Source organism: Pseudomonas asgharzadehiana, assembly GCF_019139815.1.
GTDB lineage: Bacteria > Pseudomonadota > Gammaproteobacteria > Pseudomonadales > Pseudomonadaceae > Aquipseudomonas > Aquipseudomonas asgharzadehiana.
Map to the genome: position 1 here is coordinate 187,731 of NZ_CP077079.1, position 24,609 is coordinate 212,339.

Here is a 24,609-nt window from a genome sequence, read left to right on the forward strand (position 1 = left end):
CGCCCACGGCAAGGCCGCCTCGATGCGAGGGATTAATCAGAAAATCAAAAGAGCTGCCCTGAAACGGGCAAAACAGGCACGCACGAATGGCCTGCCTGTGAACAACGAAGGGTTATTTACCGATGCAGAAGCTGGAAAAAATCCGACCCAGCAAATCATCCGAGCTGAATGCGCCAGTGATCTCGCCCAGGAGTTGCTGTGCCTGACGCAAGTCCTCAGCCAACAGCTCCCCAGCACCCGCCAGGGTCAGCTGAGCCCGTCCATGCTCGAGGGCCGCGCTGGCATGACGCAGCGCCTCCAGGTGCCTGCGACGCGCACTGAAACTGCTTTCGGACGTCTGCTTATAGCCCATGCAGGCTTTGAGATGGTCTCGCAGCAATTCAAGCCCATCACCCGCCGACTTGGCGCTCAAGCTGATAGTGACATGGCCATCCTCGCTGGTTTCCAGAACGATGGCTTCGCCTGTCAGGTCGGCCTTGTTGCGGATCAGGGTAACGTTGGCCGGGTCAGGTCGCTGCTCTAGAAATTCCGGCCACAAGGCAAAGGGATCCGCAGCCTCCGGCGCAGTGGCATCGACCACCAGCAACACGCGATCCGCTTCGCTGATGGCCTTGAGGGCGCGCTCCACGCCGATCTTTTCCACTTGGTCGTCGGTATCGCGCAAGCCTGCGGTGTCGACCACGTGCAGTGGCATGCCGTCGATGTGGATATGTTCGCGCAGGATGTCCCGGGTGGTGCCGGCAATTTCGGTGACGATAGCCGCTTCACGGCCGGCTAATGCGTTGAGGAGGCTGGATTTACCGGCATTGGGTCGACCCGCAATCACCACGGTCATCCCATCGCGCAGTAAAGCGCCCTGCCCGGCTTCGTGCAGAACGGTGGATAACTCCTCACGGACTTTATCCAGCATCGCCAAGACGTGGCCATCGGCGAGGAAGTCGATTTCTTCCTCAGGAAAATCAATCGCCGCCTCAACGTAGATACGCAGGCTAATCAATTGCTCGGTCAAGTTATGCACACGCACCGAAAATGCCCCCTGCAAAGAACGCAACGCGTTGCGCGCCGCCTGTGCAGAACTGGCCTCAATCAAGTCGGCGATGGCTTCGGCCTGTGCCAGGTCGAGCTTATCGTTAAGGAATGCCCGCTCACTGAACTCACCTGGACGGGCCAGACGGCAACCCAATTGCAGACAGCGTTGCAACAGCATATCCAGGACCACGGGGCCGCCGTGGCCCTGTAGCTCCAGGACATCTTCACCGGTGAAGGAGTTGGGGCCTGGGAAATAGAGCGCCAGGCCTTCGTCCAACACGCTTTCGTCGGCGGCCAGAAATTGGCCGTAATGGGCGTAACGCGGCTTCAACTCCCGACCGCTGATCGCCTTGGCGGCAGGACCTGCGAGCGGTCCGGAAATACGCACAATACCGACGCCGCCGCGACCTTGAGCGGTTGCAACAGCAGCGATGGTTTCACGAGGAGCGCTCATCGGCAGGTTCCAGGACAAAAGTGACGGAAAGCAAAACGCCCCACTAGGGGGCGTCTTGAGTGGTTATCCACAGAGTAAATTACGCCTCGGCTTTTTTGGTAGCCGCTTCGATTTTACGTGTGATGTACCACTGTTGAGAGATCGACAATACGTTGTTGACCACCCAGTACAGCACCAGACCAGCTGGGAACCACAAGAAGAAGAAGGTGAAGATGATCGGCATCATTTTCATCACTTTGGCCTGCATCGGGTCCGGCGGAGTCGGGTTCAAGCGTTGCTGGATAAACATGGTCGCGCCCATGATGATCGGCAGGATAAAGAACGGGTCTTTGATCGACAGGTCGGTTATCCACAGCATGAACGGAGCCTGACGCATTTCTACGCTTTCCAGGAGTACCCAGTACAGCGACAGGAACACCGGCATCTGCACCAGAATCGGCAAGCATCCACCCAGCGGGTTGATCTTCTCTTTCTTGTACAGCTCCATCATGGCTTGCGACATTTTCTGCCGATCATCGCCATGCTGTTCTTTCAGTGCAGCCAACTTTGGCGCCACTGCACGCATACGCGCCATCGACTTGTAGCTGGCTGCCGACAGAGGGAAGAAAAGCCCTTTGATCAGCATGGTCAGGAAGATGATCGACCAGCCCCAGTTACCGACGATGCTGTGGATATGTTGCAACAGCCAGAAGATCGGCTGGGCAATGAACCACAGGAAGCCATAATCCACAGTCAGTTCCAGACCTGGGGACAACTCTTTCAATACGGCCTGGCTTTTAGGGCCGGCGTACAGGGTAGCGCTGGTTTCAGCCTTGGCGCCTGGAGCGACGGTCAACGCCGGGCCAGTGAAGCCAATGATGTAGTTGCCCTGGCTGTCCTTGCGGGTTTGAACCAGGTTCGCGTCACCCTTGTTCGGGATCCAGGCGGTCACGAAATAGTGCTGCAGCCACGCTACCCAGCCACCTTGGACGGTTTCTTTCAGCGTGCCCTTGTCGATATCTTTCATCGACACTTTTTTGTACGGCTCGTTACTTGTCCACAGGGCGGCGCCCAGGTAAGTCGCGGTGCCGGTGGCGGTGCTGGAAGACGGATCGGAGCTGGCGTCACGCTTGAGCTGGGCAAACAGGTTGCCGCTCCAGGCTTTGTCGCTGGTGTTGTCGATCAGGTAAGTGACCTTCAAATCGTACAAACCGCGGGTAAAGCTGAAACGCTTGATGTAGTTGACGCCGTCGAGGCTGAATTTCAGGTCGACGTTCAACTGGTTCTGGCCGTCTGCCAGTTGATAAGTCTTCTGTTCGGTCGAATAAACCGGACGACCGGTAGCACGTGCATCCGGACCATTGGTGCCGGTCAGGCCGCTTTGCGCCAGATAAGTACGTTCACCGCCGTTATCGAACAGTTGGAACGGCACATCCGGATGGTCTTGGCGACGTGGATAAAGCGGCAGCTTCAGCTGTGCGATATCACCACCCTGTGGGTCGATAGCCAGGTCGAGCACATCCGTTTTCACGTGGATGAGGTCTTTGTTGGTGACCACTGGCGTTTCTAACGGGGCACTTGTCTCGCCATTCGCGCTGGGAACATCGGCACTCGCGGACGCATTGTTACCCAGCGGGGTGTCCGCAATTGCCGGCGCAGCCTGATTGGTAGCAACATTCTGAGTCGGCAGGGCAGCCTGACCGTAGTCCTGGTTCCATTTAAGGACCATGACATAGGACACGATTGCCAGGGCGACGATCAGGATTGTGCGTTTAATATCCATGATTACTCGGCCATCGAAGAAGAACGGGAGGTAGGGATAGGTGGAACCGGGTCATAACCACCGGGATTCCACGGATGACAGCGACCTAAACGACGAAAGGTCAGCCAGCCACCGCGCAGAAGACCATGATTTTCTATGGCCTCTAACGCGTAGCAGGAACAACTGGGGTAGAAACGACAGTGGCTGGCCATCAGGGGACTAATGGCATAGCGATAAAACTGGATCGGAACGATTGCCAGTTTACGCATCAAGGCTGTCTACCCCTACAGTTTCGGTGCTGACTGCTGGTGCTGGCTTGTGGGTACGCGCCAAACGTTTCCAGAGCTTGCCGAAATGCTGAATCAATTCGGGGTTTTCTACATCACCCAAGCCTTTGCGCGCGACGATAACAATATCCCAACCAACCAGAGTGTCCTGGTGGAGGCGAAACGATTCGCGCATCAGACGCTTGAGGCGATTGCGCTCAACGGAGAGCTTTACGCTCTTCTTGCCGATCACTAACCCGAGACGGGGGTGATCAAGATCGTTGTTACGCGCAAGGAGCAGGAGATTTTTCCCCGGAACCTTGCCGGTGGGGGAGTCAAAGACTGCCTTGAAATGCCGGGGGGTTAGCAGACGCTTTTCCCGACTGAAGTCCTGACTCACCACCAGTACCGGATTATCAAACTGCCAGACGCGCACGACCTTTGGCGCGGCGACGCGACAGGACAGCACGGCCGTTCTTGGTAGCCATGCGAGCACGGAAGCCGTGAGTACGGGCGCGTTTGATGGTGCTTGGTTGGAAAGTACGTTTCATGGCGTTGTTACCTGGTTCGTCCACAACGGGCCGGAATGGCCCCCGTTTTAAGAGACCGGCGATTCTAGAGAAAGCAAGCCTCTAGGTCAATTTCCAACCAGCTTTTCCTTCAATTAGATCGCTAAGGGCCAAAGCGGCCTTTTCCATGCGCTCGCCTTTGGAGTGCAGAGCCATAGATATAAAAATAAAGAAGGAAGGTATTTAAAGCTTTTTTGTAAAGCTTATAAAAGCTAGAGAGGCCATCGCCTGTGGATAACTGCCTTTAGGCCTTATTCCACCTGCTGTACAGAGAATGACAACACGGGGGAGAAACGGTGCTCTGCCTGTGCTGCGCTGTCGGATAAGCTGTGTGTGGAATAGGGTTTTATCCACAGGCCAGTTACCCACAGACTTTCGACCCCACTTGTACAACGAGCTCAGGGGCGCTTATCCACAGAGCTTATGCACAGACCATTGGTCGCCTTTTTTAGGCATAAGGCGTTGATTTTGGCCGGTCTGTGAGCAACCTACATGTGGATAAGTGGACGGCTGGCCGCTACAATGGCGGCTGTTTTTGCCTCACCGGCTTTCAACTTAGGGGATATCCGTGTCAGTGGAACTTTGGCAGCAGTGCGTGGAGCTTTTGCGCGATGAACTGCCTGCCCAGCAATTCAACACCTGGATCCGTCCGCTACAGGTCGAAGCCGAAGGCGACGAGTTGCGTGTCTACGCACCCAATCGTTTTGTTCTCGACTGGGTCAACGAGAAGTACCTGAGCCGCGTTCTCGAATTGCTCGATGAACACGGCAACGGCCTCGCGCCCGTGCTCTCCTTATTAATAGGCAGCAAACGTAGCTCGGCACCGCGTGCTGCGCCGAATGCTCCGTTGGCTGCCGCCGCGTCTCAGGCCCAGGCGGTTTCGGCACCGGTCAGCAACACGCCGGTTACCGCGCCCACAGCTGCTACATCGTCGACACAAAAGAACGCGCCTGAGCACGAAGAGCCGTCCCGCGACAGCTTTGATCCGATGGCCGGTGCCAGCTCTCAGCAAGCCCCGGTACGCGCCGAACAGCGCACCGTGCAGGTAGAAGGCGCGCTTAAGCACACCAGCTACCTGAACCGCACCTTTACCTTCGAGAACTTTGTCGAAGGTAAGTCCAACCAGTTGGCTCGCGCCGCTGCCTGGCAAGTCGCGGATAACCCCAAACATGGTTACAACCCGCTCTTCCTTTACGGGGGGGTCGGTTTGGGTAAGACCCACTTGATGCACGCTGTGGGTAACCATCTGTTAAAGAAGAACCCGAATGCCAAGGTCGTGTACCTGCACTCGGAGCGCTTCGTGGCTGACATGGTCAAAGCCTTGCAGCTCAATGCAATCAACGAGTTCAAGCGGTTCTACCGCTCCGTGGATGCCTTGCTCATCGATGACATTCAATTCTTCGCCCGCAAGGAACGTTCCCAGGAAGAGTTTTTCCACACCTTCAACGCCCTGCTCGAAGGTGGCCAGCAGGTCATCTTGACGAGCGACCGTTATCCGAAGGAAATCGAAGGCCTGGAAGAACGCTTGAAATCTCGTTTCGGCTGGGGACTCACCGTTGCCGTAGAGCCGCCGGAGTTGGAAACCCGAGTTGCGATCCTGATGAAAAAGGCCGACCAGGCCAAGGTCGATCTGCCGCACGACGCCGCCTTCTTCATCGCCCAACGCATTCGTTCCAACGTGCGTGAGCTGGAGGGCGCGCTCAAGCGGGTCATCGCACACTCGCACTTCATGGGCCGCGACATCACCATCGAGTTGATTCGTGAGTCCCTCAAGGACCTGCTGGCACTGCAAGACAAGCTGGTGAGTGTGGATAACATCCAGCGCACCGTGGCCGAGTACTACAAGATCAAGATTTCCGACCTGTTGTCCAAGCGCCGTTCGCGCTCGGTAGCACGTCCACGGCAGGTGGCCATGGCCCTTTCCAAGGAGCTGACCAACCACAGCCTGCCGGAAATCGGTGATGTGTTTGGCGGTCGCGACCACACCACGGTCTTGCACGCCTGCCGCAAGATCAACGAACTTAAGGAATCCGACGCGGATATTCGCGAGGACTACAAGAACCTGCTGCGTACACTGACTACGTGATGACACCAGCGCAGCTTATTAAGGCAAGGGACTAGACCATGCATTTCACCATTCAACGCGAAGCCCTGTTGAAACCCCTGCAACTGGTCGCAGGCGTCGTCGAGCGCCGACAGACCTTGCCGGTGCTTTCCAACGTATTGCTGGTTGTAGAAGGCCAGCAATTGTCCTTGACCGGTACCGACCTTGAAGTCGAGCTGGTTGGCCGTGTGCAGCTGGAAGAGCCCGCCGAACCTGGCGAGATCACCGTGCCGGCGCGCAAGCTGATGGATATCTGCAAAAGCCTGCCGAACGATGCGCTGATCGACATCAAGGTTGATGAGCAGAAGTTGGTGGTCAAGGCCGGGCGCAGTCGGTTCACCCTGTCGACTTTGCCGGCCAATGATTTCCCAACCGTCGAAGAAGGCCCGGGATCGCTGACCTGCAGCCTGGAGCAAAGCAAGCTGCGCCGTTTGATCGAGCGCACCAGTTTCGCCATGGCTCAACAGGACGTACGTTACTACCTCAACGGTATGCTGCTGGAAGTCTCCGAAGGCGTTATCCGCGCCGTTGCAACCGACGGTCACCGTCTGGCGATGTGCTCGATGCGTGCCGATATTGGCCAGCCGGATCGCCACCAGGTGATCGTGCCGCGCAAGGGTATCCTCGAATTGGCGCGCCTGCTGACCGAGCCCGACGGCAACGTCAGCATCGTGCTGGGTCAGCATCACATTCGCGCCACCACTGGCGAGTTCACCTTTACGTCCAAGCTGGTTGACGGCAAGTTCCCGGATTACGAACGCGTGTTGCCTAAAGGCGGTGACAAACTGGTGATCGGTGATCGTCAAGCCTTGCGCGAAGCGTTCAGCCGTACGGCGATCCTTTCCAACGAAAAGTACCGTGGCATTCGTCTGCAACTGGCCAACGGTCAGCTTAAAATCCAGGCCAATAACCCGGAGCAGGAAGAGGCGGAAGAAGAAGTGGGCGTCGACTACAACGGCGGCTCGCTGGAAATCGGCTTCAATGTGAGCTACTTGCTGGACGTACTGGGAGTCATGACCACCGAGCAGGTTCGCCTGATTCTGTCGGACTCCAACAGCAGTGCCTTGGTACAGGAATCCGATAACGACGACTCGGCTTACGTTGTTATGCCGATGCGCCTGTAATCATGCTCAGCAGAAGCTAGATGTCCCTCAGTCGCGTCTCGGTCACCGCGGTGCGCAATCTGCACCCGGTGACCTTCTCCCCCTCCCCCCGCATCAATATCCTCCACGGCGCCAATGGCAGTGGCAAAACCAGCGTGCTGGAAGCCATCCATTTGCTGGGGCTCGCTCGTTCCTTTCGCAGTGCACGGCTGTTACCGGTTATCCAGTACGAGCAATTGGCGTGCACGGTATTTGGTCAAGTTGAGCTGGCTGAGGGTGGGCACAGCAGCTTGGGGATATCCCGTGACCGTGGCGGAGAGTTCCAAATTCGCATCGATGGGCAAAATGCTCGTAGTGCTGCGCAACTGGCAGAAATCCTGCCGCTGCAACTGATCAACCCTGACAGCTTTCGTCTGTTGGAAGGTGCGCCGAAAATCCGCAGGCAATTCCTCGATTGGGGTGTGTTCCACGTGGAACCACGTTTCATGGCTACCTGGCAGCGCCTGCAGAAGGCCCTTCGGCAGCGGAACTCGTGGCTGCGGCATGGTACACTTGACGCCGCTTCGCAGGCGGCCTGGGACCGAGAGCTGTGCCTGGCCAGCGACGAAATAGATGAATACCGCCGCGCCTACATCAAAGCCTTGAAACCAGTCTTTGAACAGACCTTGAGTGAGTTGCTGGATCTCGAGGGCCTTACGCTGAGCTACTACCGTGGTTGGGACAAAGAGCGTGAACTGAGTGCAGTGCTCGCCACTTCCTTGCAACGGGATCAGCAAATTGGGCATACCCAGGCCGGCCCCCAACGTGCCGATTTGCGTCTTAGGTTAGGCGCTCATAACGCCGCGGATATCTTGTCCCGTGGCCAGCAAAAGTTGGTGGTGTGCGCATTGCGTATTGCCCAGGGCCACTTGGTGAGTCTGGCCCGACGCGGTCAGTGTATTTATCTGGTGGATGACTTGCCGTCCGAACTCGACGAGCAACACCGCCGCGCGTTATGCCGCTTGTTGGAAGACTTACGCTGCCAGGTGTTTATCACCTGTGTAGACCACGAATTATTGAGGGAAGGCTGGCAGACGGAAACGCCAGTCGCTTTGTTCCACGTGGAACAAGGCCGTATCACCCAGACCCACGACCATCGGGAGTGAAGGCATGAGCGAAGAAAACACGTACGACTCGACCAGCATTAAAGTGCTGAAAGGTTTGGATGCCGTACGCAAACGTCCCGGTATGTACATTGGCGACACTGATGACGGTAGCGGTCTGCACCACATGGTGTTCGAGGTGGTCGACAACTCCATCGACGAAGCTCTGGCCGGTCACTGCGACGACATCAGCATCATCATCCACCCGGACGAATCCATTACTGTTCGTGACAACGGTCGCGGCATCCCGGTAGATGTGCATAAAGAGGAAGGCGTTTCGGCGGCAGAGGTCATCATGACCGTGCTCCACGCCGGCGGTAAGTTCGACGACAACTCCTATAAAGTCTCCGGCGGTTTGCACGGCGTGGGTGTGTCGGTGGTGAACGCACTGTCGGAAGAGCTGATCCTGACCGTGCGCCGTAGCGGCAAAATCTGGGAACAGACCTATGTTCACGGTGTTCCACAAGAACCGATGAAGATCGTCGGTGACAGTGAAACCACCGGTACCCAGATCCACTTCAAGCCCTCGGCTGAAACCTTCAAGAATATTCACTTCAGCTGGGACATCCTGGCCAAGCGCATTCGTGAACTGTCGTTCCTCAACTCCGGTGTGGGTATCGTCCTCAAGGACGAGCGCAGCGGCAAGGAGGAACTGTTCAAGTACGAAGGTGGCCTGCGTGCGTTCGTTGAATACCTGAACACCAACAAGACAGCGGTCAACCAGGTGTTCCACTTCAACATCCAGCGTGAAGACGGCATCGGCGTCGAAATCGCCCTGCAGTGGAACGACAGCTTCAACGAGAACCTGTTGTGCTTCACCAACAACATTCCTCAGCGTGACGGCGGTACTCACCTAGTGGGTTTCCGTTCCGCACTGACGCGTAACCTGAACACCTATATCGAAGCTGAAGGCTTGGCCAAGAAGCACAAAGTCGCGACCACCGGTGACGATGCACGCGAAGGCCTCACCGCGATTATCTCGGTGAAAGTGCCGGATCCTAAGTTCAGTTCCCAGACCAAAGACAAGCTGGTGTCCTCCGAAGTGAAGACCGCAGTGGAACAGGAGATGGGCAAGTACTTCTCCGACTTCCTGCTGGAGAACCCGAACGAAGCCAAGCTGGTTGTCGGCAAGATGATCGACGCGGCGCGCGCCCGTGAAGCAGCGCGTAAAGCCCGTGAAATGACCCGACGTAAAGGCGCTTTGGATATCGCTGGCCTGCCGGGCAAACTGGCCGACTGCCAGGAGAAGGACCCTGCCCTCTCCGAACTGTACCTGGTGGAAGGTGACTCTGCAGGCGGTTCCGCCAAGCAAGGTCGTAACCGTCGCACCCAGGCTATCCTGCCGTTGAAGGGTAAGATTCTCAACGTCGAGAAGGCACGCTTCGACAAGATGATTTCGTCCCAGGAAGTCGGCACCTTGATCACGGCGTTGGGCTGCGGTATCGGCCGTGACGAGTACAACATCGATAAGCTGCGCTATCACAACATCATCATCATGACCGATGCTGACGTCGACGGTTCGCACATCCGTACCCTGCTGCTGACCTTTTTCTTCCGTCAGTTGCCGGAGCTGATCGAGCGTGGCTACATCTACATCGCTCAGCCGCCGTTGTACAAAGTGAAAAAGGGCAAGCAAGAGCAATACATCAAAGACGACGACGCCATGGAAGAGTACATGACGCAGTCGGCCCTGGAAGATGCCAGCCTGCACTTGAACGATGAAGCCCCCGGCATTTCCGGTGAGTCGCTGGAGCGTCTGGTCAACGATTTCCGCATGGTGATGAAGACCCTCAAGCGTCTGTCGCGTCTATACCCTCAGGAGCTGACCGAGCACTTCATCTACCTGCCGGCCGTAAGCCTGGAGCAACTGGGCGATCACGCTGCGATGCAGGATTGGCTGGCCCAGTACGAAGTACGCCTGCGCACCGTCGAAAAATCCGGCCTGGTTTACAAAGCCAGCTTGCGTGAAGACCGTGAACGTAACGTGTGGCTGCCAGAGGTCGAACTGATCTCCCACGGCCTGTCGAACTACGTCACCTTCAACCGCGACTTCTTCGGCAGTAATGACTACAAGACCGTCGTAACCCTGGGCGCCCAACTGAGCACCTTGCTGGACGACGGCGCTTATATTCAACGGGGCGAGCGCAAGAAGCAGGTCAAGGAATTCAAGGAAGCCCTCGACTGGCTGATGGCTGAAAGCACCAAGCGCCATACCATTCAACGATACAAAGGGCTGGGTGAAATGAACCCGGATCAATTGTGGGAAACCACCATGGATCCCGCGCAGCGTCGCATGCTTCGCGTGACTATCGAGGATGCCATTGGCGCAGACCAGATCTTCAACACCCTGATGGGTGATGCGGTCGAGCCTCGCCGTGACTTCATTGAAAGCAATGCCCTGGCGGTTTCTAACCTGGACTTCTGATCAGTCGCAACCTGCCACAACAAAAAGGCCAACGCTTAGCGTTGGCCTTTTTTATTACATAAAAAACGCGGGTTATTAGAATGCTCCACGTGGAACATCTGCCCGTTTTTAGCCATTGGTTCCCGTCGCGACGCTCTCCAATCGGTACCCGTACCCATAGATCGTCAACAACTGCCAACCTCTATCTGCGGTGAGGCCAAGCTTGTTGCGCAAGCGATAGATGTGGGTGTCCAACGGCCTGGACGACACCATTTCTTCGTGCGTCCAGAACCGCTCGTACAGATATTCGCGGGACAGCGGCCGAGCCAGGTTGGCAAACAGGCAGCTGGCAAGGCGGTACTCGCGCTCAGTAAGGTTGATGGGTTTACCAGCACGTGTGACGGTCAATTCCGCGTCGTCGAAGGTCAAGTCGTTGAAGCTCTGCACCTCATGGGTTGCTGATTTCTGCAGGCCGTGCCGACGCAGAACAGCGGTGACCCGGGCCTTCAGTTCATTCGGGCGAAAAGGCTTGCTGACGTAATCGTCGGCGCCGCTGTTCAGTGCGGTGACGATATCGCTCTCGGCATCGCGGCTGGTCAGCATGATCACCGCCGGTGGCGATTCCATGTGTTCACGGGTCCAGCGCAGTAGTGCAATGCCGGTGATATCAGGTAGTTGCCAATCGAGTATCAGCAGGTCGAAGGTTTCACGACGTAATTGGCGCAACAGGTCTTCACCGCGTTCGAAGCAATGCAGGGACCAAGGCTGTTCGGCGGTGCTGGGGATTTGTCGCAGTGTCTGTTCCACCCGGCGCAATTCCGCGGGTTCGTCATCCAGTATTGCGACACGCATGGGAGGGTCCTTTCTTTTTGAAGAGTCGGCAGTCATTGGCCTATTTCGATTGAAGGCGCTTACTGCATAGATGCCGGTCGGTGAATCTGAAGAATTGTGTTCGGATTCGTCGACCCCTCGGATCTCTCGGTACGCTGGATCAATACGCGATTAACCCATTAAAAGTCCTTGATACCTCGCAAGGAAAGATACCGGCTCCGGACCGTAAGGAAAAGGATCAGCCGACGCGTGCGCTGTCGTAAACTCCTGTGCCCTGTGAGTGGATGTCTATCGGAATTCCCGCTGTTCTGAACATCGAGCCGGATAGTTTTCCATCGTTTGAAAAATGAGCTTCACTTGGGCACAAAGCGTCGTTCTATGACATGGGGTGTCGGCTGACGGCGGTCACCGCCTTGAGGGGGAAACGGGTCTATGCCATTTACTACCATTCGCCAACAGCACAGGCGCACTGACCGATGATGCTTTGGGGCAAAGCCGAAAAACGTCAACCTACCCACGCCCAGCGTTTGTTCCGGGGCCTGGTACGTGAGTGGTTGTGGATAGGTTTGCTGCTGCTGCCGATCACTGCCTATCTCTCGATGAGCCCCGGCCTTGCCCTGAACAACCCGCTATACAACAGTCTTCGCCGTGTGGCCCCACTGCCGATGGACCCGCGCATCTTGCTGGTGACCATCGACGACTCCAGCTTGAAAAAGCTCGGCCAATGGCCCTGGCCCCGTAGCCTGCATGCCGACCTGATTGACCGCCTGAGCGCCGCGCAGCCAGCTGCAATTTTGTTCGATGTGATTTTCAGCGAACCCGGCGACCCTACTCGTGACAAACGCCTGGCCGACGCGGTATGCAACGCAGGTAATGTGCTGTTGCCTCTGGCCCGTGATGATTCCATCAGCTACGGCCAATCCGACGCACAGATGCTGCCGCTGCTCAAATGTGCCAAAGGGGTCGGGCATATCAATGTGGAGGCGGACAGCGATGGAGTGGTGCGCAGCCTGTACCTGCGCGAAGGTCCACCGGACGCCATGGCCCCTCAATTGGCGTGGCTGGCCTTTGCCATGAGCGGCCAACCGTCGCAGATGCCGGGGCAGTCCGAGCAGCCGAACGGCCAGGACTGGCACCGCGATCATGCCGTTCGAATCCCGTTTATCGACCCTGACACTCATTTTTCGAGTGTGTCGTATGTCAGCGTATTAAGCGGGGAGATCCCTCCAGAACAACTGCGCAACCGCCTGATTCTGGTGGGTGCAACAGCGTCGGGGATGGGCGAGCGCTTTGTCACACCGCTTTCGCCTTTGGCGGGTACTACGGCGGGGGTGGAAATCCAGGCCAACGTACTCAATGGTTTGCTGCAGGGGCGCAGCATCGTGGATCTGCCTAGGTGGCTCTCGGCCGTGATGGCAACGTCATGGGTGGCGTTGTTGCTGGGTCTGCTGCTGTACCGTGCACGCTATGCGCTGTGGATGACCATGGGATGCATGATTGCGGCGTTGGTCGTGTCCGCCCTGCTGTTGCGGTTGGGCCACTGGTGGCCGCCCGCGGCCTGCTTGATCGGCTTGCTGCTCAGCTACTTGATCTGGAATTGGCGCCGTCTCAGCGTAATCCTCGCCTACTTCGGCTGGGAATTGGCGCGTCTGGATGACGAGCCCAAGGTCTTGCCTGAACGCCGCCGCGCACCTGCGAGCAACGGGGATGTATTGCAGGACCGTATCTTTGCCCTTGAGCAAGCGGTCAGTCGTACGCGAGACACCCGACGCTTTATGGCCGATGGGCTGGAATGCCTGCCTGTCGCGACGCTGATCGCGGACACCCAAGGCAATATCCTGCTGGCTAACCGTATTGCGCGCGACGTGTTCGGCAATGAGCTGGTCAGTCAAAACCTCCTGGAGCAGTTGGTTGACCTCGGTTATCCACCCTTGCACAACGGCGTGCGCCCTGCCCTGTCGGCGTTGGCGCTCGTCGAGTTTCGCGATATCCACCAGCGCAGCCTGCGCATGGAGCTGGCTCCGTTATTGCCTGCCGAAGGTGATGTAGCGCTGGGATGGCTGTTGAGCCTCACTGACTTGAGTAAGGAACGCGAGGCGCAGCAACACCGCGAAACCATGTTGCGCTTTCTTTCCCACGACCTGCGTGCGCCGCATTCGGCGATCCTTGCGCTGCTGGATGTGCACAACGCTGAGTCGCCGGTATTTGCCCTGATCGAGCAGCAGGTACGTCGTGCCTTGAGCCTGACTGAGTCGTTCGTCCAACTGGCTAAAGCCGAAGCCGATGGCTACCAGTTTCAACCGACGCTGTTCGCCATGCTGGTGATGGATGCCTTTGACCAAGTGGCGCTGATCGCCCAGCTCAAGGGCATTCATCTGGTTCATGATCTGGATGAGGCTGATGAAGGGATGGTCTGTGCTGACCAATCGCTACTCACGCGCGCGTTGTTCAACGTGCTGGAAAATGCCATCAAATATTCCCCATCCGGTACTACCGTGAGGTTGCGGCACGGCAGCGCGCAAGGCTGGTTGGAATGTCGCATCAGCGATCAGGGGCCAGGGATAGCAGCCAAGGATTTACCGGAGTTGTTCAGCCAGTACAAGCGCTTCGATTCGGCCCAGGGCAGTGAAGGGCTGGGGTTGGGGCTGACCATGGTCAAGGCGGTCGTGGAACGTCACGGAGGGCGTGTGGAGTGTGAAAGCGCAGTGGGCAAAGGCACCACGTTCAGTCTGCAGTTGCCGTTGCTGGATGACTGCTGAAACGTGCTGTTCGGCTGTGTATAAAAAACCGGTCACAAGGACCGGTTTTTTTATGAGGAAAAAACTTATGCACGTTTTCCGGAATTTTATGACCTTGAGAAATATGTATGTAAATCAGCGCGTTATGAACAAAAAAAGCCAATTTGCCAACAAAGCGTACACAGGTTATCCACAGTTGCTCATACCACCGGTGTATCCACCACCACCGGTTCCGGCGGGAGGGAACCCATGGCCCGTTGCTGCGCTTCATTCCAGGCCTGGGCACGCTCATTCAGCGTGGCAATGGCGCGTGGGCCCTCGCCTTCTGCGTACATGGGTTCGCCAATCACCACGGTGATGGTGCCTTCGCGTTTTGCCCAGCCGGTTTTCGGCCAGAATTTACCGGCGTTATGCGCAATCGGTAACACCGGCAGGTGAGCGTTAACCGCCAACGCCGTACCGCCGCGGGAGAATTTGCCCACGGTACCAAAGGGCACCCGTGTACCTTCCGGGAAGATCAGTACCCACACGCCATCCTTGAGCAGCTCGTCACCCTTCTTGGCCACATGCTTGAGCGCCGCCTTGGGGTTGTCCCGGTCGATGGCGATAGGACGCAACATGGCCATGGCCCAGCCGAAGAACGGCACATACAGCAGCTCGCGCTTGAGCACCTGGCTCAGGGGCGAGAAGTACGCCGAGAGAAAGAATGTTTCCCAGGTGCTCTGGTGGTTCGACAGAATCACGCAGGGCTGGTCCGGGACGTTTTCAGCGCCCTTGATCTCGAAACGAATGTTCAGGAACACCTTGGTCAGCCACAACGCGCAGCGGCACCAATAAACGTTGATAAAGCGATAGCGCGCCTTGAACGGCAAAAACGGCGCAATAAAAAAGCTCAGGGTGCACCAGAGAAGCGAACTGGTGCCCAGCAGCAGGTAAAAGAAAAAGGTTCTGATGGCCTGCAAGATCGACATGGCGGCATTTACCGTTGCGGGACACGGCCCGCCTGTTGAAAAGCGCACTCCCGAACAATCCTTGATCAGGAAGTCGAGGGCAGCTAGTTGTTGATAAGTTCTGCGGCAACTGCCGCAAGATCGTCAAAAATCAATGTGCCTACCGGCAGGTTTTTCGCCTGGGTCTTCTCGCCTTTTCCGGTTTTTACCAAAACGGGTTGAGAGTCGACGGCGTTGGCCGCCTCCAGGTCACCGAGGCTGTCCCCGACGAACCATATCCCAGCTAGCGGCACGTTGTAATGTTCTGCAATGGTTTTCAACATGCCCGGTTTGGGCTTGCGGCAATCGCAGCCCTCATCCGGCCCGTGGGGGCAGTAAACCACCAGCCCCACCTCGCCGCCCTGCTCCGCCACTAACGTGCGCAAGCGCGCGTGCATGGCGTCCAGGGTGGCAATGTCGTAGTAGCCACGGGCAATGCCGGACTGGTTGGTGGCGATGGCCACGGTCCAGCCGGCCTTGCTCAACTGCGCGATGGCCTCGATCGAGCCGGGCAGTGGAATCCACTCCGCCACCGACTTGATGTAAGCGTCGGAGTCGTAATTGATCACCCCGTCCCGATCGAGAATCAGCAGTTTCAACATGGGTCAGCTCAGCGTCGAGATGTCAGCGATGTTGACGAACAAGCCACGCAGACGCGCCAGCATGGCGTAGCGGTTTTTCCGCACGCCGGCATCTTCGGCATTGATCATCACCGCTTCAAAGAACGCATCCACCGGCTCACGCAAGGTGGCCAGGCGCGCCAGGGCTTCGGCGTAGTTGCGTTCGGCAATCAGCGGCTTCACTGCGTTTTCTGCCTTGGCGATGGCCGAGTTCAGCGAGAACTCCTTGGCATCGGCAAACAGGCCTGGGTCTACGTCGGCATTGCCCAGGCCTTCGGCCTTGCTCAGCAGGTTCGACACACGTTTGTTCACGGCGGCCAGCGCATCGGCTTCCGGCAGTTTGCGGAACGCTTGCACGGCTTGCACACGCTGATCGAAATCCAGCGCCGAAGCCGGTTGCAGGGCACGTACCGACAGGTAGACGGAAACGTCCACGCCTTCGTCTTCATAACGCGCACGCAGGCGGTCGAACACAAACTCCAGCACTTGCTCAGCCAGGCCGGCTTGCTTGACCTTGGCGCCGAACTGGCCGACGGCGAACACCACGGCCTGGGTCAGGTCGAGGTCGAGTTTTTTGTCGATCAGGATACGCAGCACGCCCAAGGCCGCGCGACGCAGGGCATAGGGGTCTTTGCTGCCGGTAGGCAGCATGCCGATACCGAAGATGCCGACCAGGGTGTCCAGTTTGTCGGCGATGGCCACGGCCGCACCGGTGAGGGTGGTCGGCAGTTCGGCGCCGGCACCGCGCGGCATGTACTGCTCGTTAAGCGCCAGGGCGACATCCTCCGCCTCGCCGTCGTTGAGGGCGTAGTAGTAGCCGGCAACCCCTTGCATCTCAGGGAATTCGCCAACCATCTCGGTGGCCAGGTCGCACTTGGACAGCAAGCCCGCACGCGCGGCCCAGGCTGCGTCACCACCAATGCGCGGGGCAATGTAGGCCGCCAGCTTGGAAACACGTACGGCCTTGTCGTAGACGCTGCCGAGTTTTTCCTGGAACACCACGTTTTGCAGGCGCAGGTTGAAGTCTTCGAGCTTCTGCTTCTTGTCTTGCTTGAAGAAAAACTCGGCGTCGGTCAGGCGCGGGCGAACGACTTTCTCGTTACCGGCGATGATCTGCTGCGGGTCCTTGCTCTCGATGTTGGCCACGGTGATAAAGCGCGGCAGCAACTTGCCGTCCACGTCCAACAGGCAGAAGTACTTCTGGTTGTCCTGCATGGTGGTGATCAGGGCTTCCTGCGGCACGTCGAGGAAACGCTCTTCGAACGAGCACACCAGTGGCACCGGCCACTCGACCAGCGCGGTCACTTCGTCAAGCAGGCTTGGCGGCACGATGGCGGTGCCTTCCTGCAGACGGGCCAGCTCTTCGGTGCGCTTGCTGATCAGCTCGCGACGCTCGTTGGCGTCCGCCAGCACATAGGCTGCACGCAAATCGCTGAGGTAGTTGGCCGGCGAGGTAATACGCACGCTTTGCGGATGATGGAAGCGGTGACCACGGGAGTCACGGCCAGCCTTCTGGGCGAGGATGGTGCAATCGATGACCTGGTCACCGAGCAGCATCACCAGCCACTGGGTTGGGCGTACGAACTCTTCCTTGCGGGCACCCCAGCGCATGCGCTTGGGGATAGGCAGGTCATTCAGGGAATCTTCGACGATAGTCGGCAACAGGCTGGCGGTGGGCTTGCCGGTGATGACCTGGCTGAAGCGCAGTTTCGGACCGCTTTGGTCGATCTCGCTCAGCTCCACGCCACACTTCTTGGCAAAACCAAGGGCGGCCTGGGTTGGGTTGCCATCGGCGTCGAACGCGGCCTGGCGCGGTGGGCCGTCGAGGTTGATGCTGCGGTCCGGCTGCTGGGTTTCCAGCGCGGTCAGCAATACCGCCAGGCGGCGCGGCGCGGCGTAGACCTTCTTGGCTTCAAATTTCAGGCCGGCGGTGTGCAGGCCTTTTTCGATACCGGCCAGGAATGCCTCGGCCAAGGTATTGAGCGCCTTGGGTGGCAGCTCTTCAGTGCCCAGTTCAACCAGGAAATCTTGAGCACTCATTGTGCAGCCTCCAGCTTAGCCAACACTTCATCACGCAGGTCCGGGGTGGCCATCGGGAAGCCCAGCTTGGCGCGAGCCAGCAGGTAGGCTTGGGCGACGGAACGTGCCAGGGTGCGTACACGCAGGATGTATTGCTGGCGCGCGGTCACCGAGATGGCACGGCGAGCATCCAGCAGGTTGAAGGTATGGGACGCCTTCAACACCATTTCATAGCTCGGCAACGGCAGCGGCTGGTCGAGTTCGATCAGGCGCTTGGCTTCGCTTTCATAGAAATCGAACAGTTCGAACAGCTTGTCGACGTTGGTGTGTTCGAAGTTATAGGTCGATTGCTCCACTTCGTTCTGGTGGAACACGTCGCCGTAGGTCACTTTGCCGAACGGGCCGTCAGCCCACACCAGGTCGTAGACCGAGTCCACGCCTTGCAGGTACATGGCCAGGCGCTCCAGGCCGTAGGTGATTTCGCCGGTCACCGGGTAGCACTCGATGCCGCCCGCTTGCTGGAAGTAAGTGAATTGCGTCACTTCCATGCCATTGAGCCAGACCTCCCAGCCCAGGCCCCAGGCGCCCAGGGTTGGCGATTCCCAGTTGTCTTCGACGAAACGGATGTCGTGGACCAGTGGGTCCAGGCCGACATGTTTCAACGAGCCCAGGTACAGTTCCTGGAAGTTGTCCGGGTTCGGCTTCAGTACTACCTGGAACTGGTAGTAGTGCTGCAGACGGTTCGGGTTTTCGCCGTAGCGGCCGTCAGTCGGGCGGCGACTGGGTTGCACATAAGCGGCGTTCCAGGTTTCCGGGCCGATGGCCCGCAGGAAGGTAGCGGTGTGGAAAGTGCCGGCGCCTACTTCCATATCGTAGGGCTGAAGTACCACACAACCTTGCTCGGCCCAGTATTGCTGGAGGGCGAGGATCAAGTCTTGGAAGGTACGCACGGCTGGCGTAGGCTGGCTCACGAAATTCACCTGTTACTTGGGCTGCGATTTAAAGAGCGGGAGTATACCCGATTCGGCCCCGCCACCACTCCCTGGAGCCTTATGCCACGCTGCTTTTGGTGTTCTGAAGATCCGCTGTACATGGCTTATCACGATCAAGAGTGGGGAACGCCGCTGCGCGATGCGCAGGGTTTGTTCGAGTTGCTTTTACTCGAAGGGTTCCAGGCGGGCCTGTCCTGGATCACCGTTTTACGCAAACGCGAGCATTATCGAAAGGTCTTGTTCGGGTTCGATGCGCACCGCCTGGCGCGCTTGAGCGATGCCGAGATCGAAGCTCTGATGCTCGATCCGGGCATCGTGCGTAACCGTCTCAAGCTCAACGCCACCCGGCGCAACGCCGCCGCCTGGCTGGCGTTGGAAGATCCGGTGGGCTTGCTCTGGTCGTTCGTCGGCGGGGTGCCCAAGGTCAACCACTTCAAGGACCGCAGCGAAGTCCCGGCGATTACGCCAGAGGCTGAAGCGATGAGCAAAGCGCTGAAAAAAGCCGGCTTCACCTTCGTTGGGCCCACCATCTGCTACGCGTTCATGCAGGCTTCGGGCATGGTCATGGACCACACTCAGGACTGCGACCGTTACGCGGACTTGGCCAACGCCGGTTAGAATGCGCGTTTTGCGCACCACACACGATCAGGAGTGACCTGTGGAAAAGTTAAAAGGCGCCTTGCTGGTAGGCGCTCTGCGGTTGTTTGCGCTGCTGCCCTGGCGGGCCGTCCAAGCCGTCGGCACGGCCATCGGCTGGGTCATGTGGAAAACCCCCAACCGCTCCCGCGACACCGTGCGGATCAACCTTTCCAAATGCTTCCCGAACATGGACTCGGCCGAGCGCGAACGTCTGGTGGGCCGCAGCCTGATGGACATCGGCAAGTCCCTGACCGAAAGCGCCTGCGCCTGGATCTGGCCGGCCCAGCGTTCCATCGACCTGGTGCGCGAAGTTGAAGGCCTGGAGGTGCTGCACGAAGCCCTGGCCTCGGGCAAGGGCGTGGTCGGCATCACCAGCCACCTGGGCAACTGGGAGGTGTTGAACCACTTCTATTGCAGCCAGTGCAAACCGATCATTTTCTACCGCCCGCCCAAGCTCAAGGCGGTGGATGAATTGCTGCGCAAGCAACGCGTGCAACTGGGTAACCGCGTGGCCGCGTCGACCAAGGAAGGCATCCTCAGTGTCATCAAGGAAGTGCGCAAAGGCGGCCAGGTGGGCATTCCAGCGGATCCTGAACCGGCCGAATCCGCCGGGATCTTCGTGCCGTTCTTTGCCACCCAGGCGCTCACCAGCAAGTTCGTGCCGAACATGCTCGCTGGCCACAAGGCCGTAGGCGTATTCCTGCACGCGCTGCGCCTGCCCGACGGTTCCGGCTACAAAGTGATCCTGGAGGCGGCACCGCAAGACATGTACAGCACCGACACCGCCACGTCCTGCGCGGCGATGAGCAAGGTGGTGGAGCGTTATGTCGGCGCCTACCCGAGCCAGTACATGTGGAGCATGAAACGCTTCAAGAAACGCCCGCCGGGTGAAGCGCGGTGGTACTGACCCACTGCTGACCCAAAGCCAATACAAAACCAAATGTGGGAGGGGGCAAGCCCCCTCCCACATTTTTCGATCTGCTTAGGCCTGGCGGTCGAGTTTCTTCAGGAACACCGTCATTTCTTTTTCGGCTTGTTTGTCGCCATGGGCCTGGGCCGCTTCGATACCCTTCTCCCACGCCTGTCGCGCTGCGGCGTTATCACCCTGCCCCAACTGCGCCTTGCCCAACAACTTCCACGCCGCCGAATACTTCGGATCAAACTCGACGCATTTGCTTAGATGCGCCGCCGCCTTGGCGTTGTCCTTCAGGTCCAGATAACCCTTGCCCAGCCCAAAGCGCAGCAGCGAGTTATCCACACCCTTGGCGAGCATTTTTTCCAGGGATTCGAGCATGTCGGTCACTCCGTTTGATCAGAAAAAGCTCAACCCCACGTGGAACAGTTTCTCCACATCGCGGATATGTTTCTTATCCACAAGGAAAAGGATCACGTGGTCACCGGTAGCGATCACGGTATCGTCGTGGGCAATGATCACTTCTTCATCACGAATGATCGCGCCGATGGTCGTGCCCGGTGGCAGGCCAATGTCACGGATGGCCTTGCCGATCACCTTGCTCGACTTTGAATCACCATGGGCGATCGCCTCGATGGCTTCCGCCGCGCCCCGGCGCAGGGAGTGCACGCTGACGATATCGCCACGGCGTACGTGGGCGAGCAAGGTGCCGATAGTCGCCAGTTGGGGGCTGATGGCGATGTCGATGTCGCCACCCTGGATCAAGTCGACGTACGCCGGGTTGTTGATGATGGTCATCACCTTCTTCGCCCCCATCCGCTTGGCCAGCAATGACGACATGATGTTGGCTTCGTCATCGTTGGTCAGGGCCAGGAAGATATCGGCGTCGGCGATGTTTTCTTCCATCAGCAGGTCGCGGTCCGAGGCACTGCCCTGCAATACGACGGTGCTGTCGAGGGTGTCGGACAAATGCCGGCAGCGCGCAGGGCTCATCTCGATGATCTTCACCTGGTAGCGGCTTTCGATCGCCTCGGCCAGGCGCTCGCCGATCTGCCCGCCACCGGCGATAACGATGCGTTTGTAGTTCTCGTCGAGGCGGCGCATTTCGCTCATCACCGCACGAATATTCGCCTTGGCGGCGATGAAAAATACTTCGTCGTCAGCCTCGATCACGGTATCGCCCTGGGGCAGGATCGGCCGGTCACGTCGGAAAATTGCCGCGACGCGGGTTTCCACATTTGGCATGTGTTCGCGCAGCTGGCGCAGTTGCTGGCCCACCAATGGGCCGCCGTAATAGGCCTTCACCGCCACCAGTTGCGCCTTGCCGCCGGCGAAGTCGATCACCTGCAAGGCGCCGGGGATTTCGATCAGGCGCTTGATGTAGTGAGTCACCACTTGTTCCGGGCTGATCAGCACGTCCACCGGAATCGCGTCGTTGTCGAACAGGCCGGCGCGGGTCAGGTAGGCCGCTTCGCGTACCCGGGCAATCTTGGTGGGGGTGTGGAACAGGGTGTGGGCGACCTGGCAGGCGACCATATTGGTTTCGTCGCTGTTGGTCACGGCGACCAGCATGTCGGCGTCGTCGGCACCAGCCTGGCGCAGCACCGTCGGGAACGATGCGCGGCCCTGCACGGTGCGGATATCCAGGCGGTCACCGAGGTCTCGCAGGCGCTCGCTGTCGGTGTCGACCACGGTAATGTCATTGGCCTCGCTGGCCAAATGTTCAGCCAGTGTGCCGCCAACCTGCCCTGCTCCAAGGATGATGATTTTCATCCGGTCACTCCCTTAAAACCATTCAGCCGCGCGCGGCGGCGATCTTGATCAGTTTGGCGTAGTAGAAGCCATCATGCCCGCCTTCCTGCGCCAGCAACTGGCGGCCGTGGGGCTGCTTGATGCCGGCGGCCGTGGCGAGGTCCAGTTCCCGCGCGCCGCTGGTGCGGGCGAGGAAGGCTTCGATCACCTCGGTGTTTTCGGTGGGCAAGGTCGAGCAGGTGGCGTAAAGCAGAATGCCGCCGACTTCCAGGGTCGGCCACAGCGCGTCGAGCAGTTCACCTTGCAGCACGGCCAGGGCGGCGATGTCGTCGGGCTGGCGCGTGAGTTTGATGTCCGGGTGGCGGCGGATCACACCGGTGGCGGAGCACGGTGCGTCGAGCAGGATGCGCTGGAAGGGTTTGCCGTCCCACCAGGTGGCCGTGTCGCGGCCATCGGCGGCAATTAGTTCGGCATCCAGGCCCAGGCGTGCGAGGTTTTCTCGCACACGCACCAGGCGTTTGGCTTCCAGATCGACGGCGACTACGCCGGCCAGGCCTTTTTCGAGCTCCAGGATGTGACACGTCTTACCGCCCGGGGCGCAGCAGGCATCGAGTACCCGCTGACCTGGGGCGAGATCGAGCAGGTCGGCGGCGAGCTGCGCGGCTTCGTCCTGCACACTGATCCAGCCTTCGGCAAAGCCCGGCAGGCTGCGTACATCAGCGGCGGCTTCGAGCACGATGCCGTCGGTGCTGAACACGCAAGGCGTGGCGTTGATACCGGCCGCGGTCAGCAATTGCAGGTACGCATCGCGGCTGTGATGGCGACGGTTGACCCGCAGAATCATTGGCGGGTGCGCATTGTTGGCCGCACAAATCGCTTCCCACTGCTCAGGCCAGAATGCCTTGAGAGATTTTTGCAGCCAGCGCGGGTGGGCGGTGCGCACCACCGGGTCATGCTCCAGCTCGGCCAGCAGTGCTTCGCTTTCGCGCTGGGCGCGGCGCAGCACGGCGTTGAGCAGGGCCTTGGCCCAGGGCTTTTTCAGCTTGTCGGCGCAACCGACGGTTTCGCCGATGGCGGCGTGAGCCGGCACGCGGGTGTAGAGCAACTGATACAGACCCACCAGCAGCAACGCTTCCACATCGGCGTCCGCCGCCTTGAACGGCTTTTGCAGCAGCTTGGCCGCCAGCGCCGACAAGCGCGGCTGCCAACGGGCGGTACCAAAGGCCAGGTCCTGGGTGAAGCCGCGATCACGGTCTTCAACCTTGTCCAACTGCGTGGGCAGCGAACTGTTCAGCGAAGCTTTGCCATTGAGTACAGCGGCGAGAGCCTTGGCGGCAGCCAGACGTGGGTTCATTGCGCAGCCACCCCGAGTACGGTGCCAAGGGCAAATTTCTCACGACGGCTGTTGAACAAATCGCTGAAATTCAGCGCCTTGCCACCGGGCAATTGCAGGCGCGTCAGGCACAGTGCCTGTTCACCGCAGGCGACCAACAGGCCGTCCTTGCTGGCGCCAATGATCTCGCCGGGGGCGCCTTTGCCGTCGGCCAGGGTCGCGGTCAGTACTTTCAGGGCTTCGCCGTTCAGGGTGCTATGGCAGATCGGCCACGGGTTGAACGCGCGCACCAAACGCTCCAGCTCCACCGCCGGGCGGCTCCAGTCGAGGCGTGCTTCGTCTTTGTTCAATTTGTGGGCGTAGGTGGCCAGGCTGTCATCCTGCACTTCGCCTTCCAGGGTGCCGGCAGCGAGACCGGCGATGGCCTGGATCACGGCAGGTGGGCCCATTTCAGCCAGGCGGTCATGCAGGCTGCCGCCGGTGTCTTCGGCGGTGATCGCCGTGGCGACTTTGAGTAGCATCGGGCCAGTGTCCAAGCCCGCCTCCATGCGCATCACGGTCACACCGCTTTCGCTGTCACCCGCCTCCACCGCGCGCTGGATCGGCGCCGCACCGCGCCAGCGTGGCAGCAGCGAGGCATGGCTGTTGATGCAACCCAGGCGCGGGATGTCCAGCACCACCTGCGGCAGGATCAAACCGTAGGCCACCACCACCAGCAGGTCGGGCTTGAGCGCGGCCAGCTCGGCCTGGGCCTCGGCGTTGCGTAAGGTCGGTGGCTGCAGCACAGCAATGTTGTGTTCAAGCGCCAGTTGCTTGACCGGGCTCGGCATCAGTTTTTGCCCGCGACCGGCCGGGCGATCCGGCTGGGTGTACACCGCGACGATGTCATAAGGGCTGGCAAGCAGCGCCTTGAGGTGTTCGGCGGCAAATTCGGGTGTACCGGCAAAAACAATGCGCAGTGGCTCGGTCAT

At 58.9% G+C, this 24,609-nt stretch carries 21 protein-coding genes; 7 read left to right on the plus strand and 14 right to left on the minus strand.

Going from position 1 to position 24,609, the window contains the following annotated elements; translation table 11 throughout:
* Positions 1-112: 112 nt before the first annotated feature.
* From mnmE to rpmH, 5 genes are all read right to left on the minus strand, one after another.
* On the minus strand, positions 113-1,483 hold the full coding sequence (gene mnmE / locus KSS96_RS00865; protein WP_017528676.1) for a tRNA uridine-5-carboxymethylaminomethyl(34) synthesis GTPase MnmE: 1,371 nt from the start codon (positions 1,481-1,483) through the stop codon (positions 113-115).
* Positions 1,484-1,562: 79 nt separating this feature from the next.
* On the minus strand, positions 1,563-3,245 hold the full coding sequence (gene yidC, locus KSS96_RS00870; RefSeq protein WP_017528677.1) for a membrane protein insertase YidC: 1,683 nt from the start codon (positions 3,243-3,245) through the stop codon (positions 1,563-1,565).
* Positions 3,246-3,247: 2 nt separating this feature from the next.
* Positions 3,248-3,493, minus strand: coding sequence for a membrane protein insertion efficiency factor YidD (gene yidD, locus KSS96_RS00875; RefSeq protein WP_019816912.1), 246 nt, complete (start codon positions 3,491-3,493; stop codon positions 3,248-3,250).
* Positions 3,486-3,893, minus strand: a complete 408-nt coding sequence (gene rnpA / locus KSS96_RS00880; RefSeq protein ID WP_020302575.1) for a ribonuclease P protein component — start codon at positions 3,891-3,893, stop codon at positions 3,486-3,488. The genes yidD and rnpA overlap by 8 nt, the downstream gene beginning before the upstream one ends.
* 13 nt (positions 3,894-3,906) lie before the next feature.
* The gene (gene rpmH / locus KSS96_RS00885) at positions 3,907-4,041 is read right to left on the minus strand and encodes a 50S ribosomal protein L34 (RefSeq protein WP_003213577.1); all 135 of its coding nucleotides are present in this window, start codon (positions 4,039-4,041) and stop codon (positions 3,907-3,909) included.
* 586 nt (positions 4,042-4,627) lie between these two features.
* Here rpmH and dnaA point away from each other — a divergent pair.
* From dnaA to gyrB, 4 genes are read left to right on the plus strand one after another with little or no spacing between them, the layout of a single operon-like run.
* Positions 4,628-6,145 carry a chromosomal replication initiator protein DnaA gene (gene dnaA, locus KSS96_RS00890; protein WP_217855574.1) on the plus strand — a complete coding sequence of 506 codons (1,518 nt, stop codon included), beginning with the start codon at positions 4,628-4,630 and terminating at the stop codon, positions 6,143-6,145.
* Between the two features lie 38 nt (positions 6,146-6,183).
* Positions 6,184-7,287, plus strand: a complete 1,104-nt coding sequence (dnaN, locus tag KSS96_RS00895) for a DNA polymerase III subunit beta (RefSeq protein ID WP_034139939.1) — start codon at positions 6,184-6,186, stop codon at positions 7,285-7,287.
* 20 nt (positions 7,288-7,307) lie between these two features.
* Positions 7,308-8,411, plus strand: coding sequence for a DNA replication/repair protein RecF (gene recF / locus KSS96_RS00900; RefSeq protein ID WP_017528681.1), 1,104 nt, complete (start codon positions 7,308-7,310; stop codon positions 8,409-8,411).
* A gap of 4 nt (positions 8,412-8,415) precedes the next feature.
* Complete coding sequence (gene gyrB, locus KSS96_RS00905; protein ID WP_017528682.1) at positions 8,416-10,833, plus strand: DNA topoisomerase (ATP-hydrolyzing) subunit B; 2,418 nt, start codon at positions 8,416-8,418, stop codon at positions 10,831-10,833.
* A gap of 108 nt (positions 10,834-10,941) precedes the next feature.
* Here gyrB and KSS96_RS00910 read toward each other — a convergent pair whose 3' ends face one another.
* Positions 10,942-11,664 (minus strand): response regulator transcription factor, encoded by a 723-nt coding sequence (locus KSS96_RS00910; RefSeq protein ID WP_017528683.1) that lies wholly within the window; start codon positions 11,662-11,664, stop codon positions 10,942-10,944.
* A 455-nt stretch (positions 11,665-12,119) separates the two neighbouring features.
* On the opposite strand from KSS96_RS00910, the gene KSS96_RS00915 reads away from it, so the two are divergent.
* Positions 12,120-14,402, plus strand: a complete 2,283-nt coding sequence (locus KSS96_RS00915) for a CHASE2 domain-containing protein (RefSeq protein WP_017528684.1) — start codon at positions 12,120-12,122, stop codon at positions 14,400-14,402.
* A 179-nt stretch (positions 14,403-14,581) separates the two neighbouring features.
* Here KSS96_RS00915 and KSS96_RS00920 read toward each other — a convergent pair whose 3' ends face one another.
* The 4 genes from KSS96_RS00920 to glyQ all read right to left on the minus strand — a co-directional run bounded on the left by KSS96_RS00920 (position 14,582) and on the right by glyQ (position 18,980).
* Positions 14,582-15,352 carry a lysophospholipid acyltransferase family protein gene (locus tag KSS96_RS00920; RefSeq protein ID WP_065879214.1) on the minus strand — a complete coding sequence of 257 codons (771 nt, stop codon included), beginning with the start codon at positions 15,350-15,352 and terminating at the stop codon, positions 14,582-14,584.
* 83 nt (positions 15,353-15,435) lie between these two features.
* Entirely contained in the window at positions 15,436-15,972 is a 537-nt protein-coding gene (gene gmhB, locus KSS96_RS00925; protein ID WP_017528686.1) for a D-glycero-beta-D-manno-heptose 1,7-bisphosphate 7-phosphatase, read from the minus strand.
* 3 nt (positions 15,973-15,975) lie between these two features.
* Positions 15,976-18,030, minus strand: a complete 2,055-nt coding sequence (gene glyS, locus KSS96_RS00930) for a glycine--tRNA ligase subunit beta (protein WP_217855576.1) — start codon at positions 18,028-18,030, stop codon at positions 15,976-15,978.
* Positions 18,027-18,980: a glycine--tRNA ligase subunit alpha gene (gene glyQ, locus KSS96_RS00935; RefSeq protein WP_217855578.1), complete on the minus strand. Its 954-nt coding sequence runs from the start codon at positions 18,978-18,980 to the stop codon at positions 18,027-18,029. Before glyQ ends, glyS begins: the two co-directional genes overlap by 4 nt.
* An 81-nt stretch (positions 18,981-19,061) precedes the next feature.
* On the opposite strand from glyQ, the gene KSS96_RS00940 reads away from it, so the two are divergent.
* Both KSS96_RS00940 and KSS96_RS00945 read left to right on the plus strand, forming a co-directional pair.
* A complete protein-coding gene (locus KSS96_RS00940) occupies positions 19,062-19,619 on the plus strand; it encodes a DNA-3-methyladenine glycosylase I (protein ID WP_017528688.1) in 558 nt (185 codons plus the stop codon).
* A 40-nt stretch (positions 19,620-19,659) separates the two neighbouring features.
* Positions 19,660-20,547 (plus strand): lysophospholipid acyltransferase, encoded by an 888-nt coding sequence (locus tag KSS96_RS00945; RefSeq protein ID WP_017528689.1) that lies wholly within the window; start codon positions 19,660-19,662, stop codon positions 20,545-20,547.
* A gap of 75 nt (positions 20,548-20,622) precedes the next feature.
* Here the strand turns inward: KSS96_RS00945 and KSS96_RS00950 are convergent, their stop codons facing one another.
* From KSS96_RS00950 to fmt, 4 genes are read right to left on the minus strand one after another with little or no spacing between them, the layout of a single operon-like run.
* Entirely contained in the window at positions 20,623-20,934 is a 312-nt protein-coding gene (locus KSS96_RS00950; RefSeq protein WP_017528690.1) for a tetratricopeptide repeat protein, read from the minus strand.
* Between the two features lie 18 nt (positions 20,935-20,952).
* On the minus strand, positions 20,953-22,326 hold the full coding sequence (gene trkA / locus KSS96_RS00955; protein WP_017528691.1) for a Trk system potassium transporter TrkA: 1,374 nt from the start codon (positions 22,324-22,326) through the stop codon (positions 20,953-20,955).
* Positions 22,327-22,348: 22 nt separating this feature from the next.
* Positions 22,349-23,659: a 16S rRNA (cytosine(967)-C(5))-methyltransferase RsmB gene (rsmB, locus tag KSS96_RS00960; protein ID WP_065879213.1), complete on the minus strand. Its 1,311-nt coding sequence runs from the start codon at positions 23,657-23,659 to the stop codon at positions 22,349-22,351.
* Entirely contained in the window at positions 23,656-24,609 is a 954-nt protein-coding gene (fmt, locus tag KSS96_RS00965; RefSeq protein ID WP_065879212.1) for a methionyl-tRNA formyltransferase, read from the minus strand. Before fmt ends, rsmB begins: the two co-directional genes overlap by 4 nt.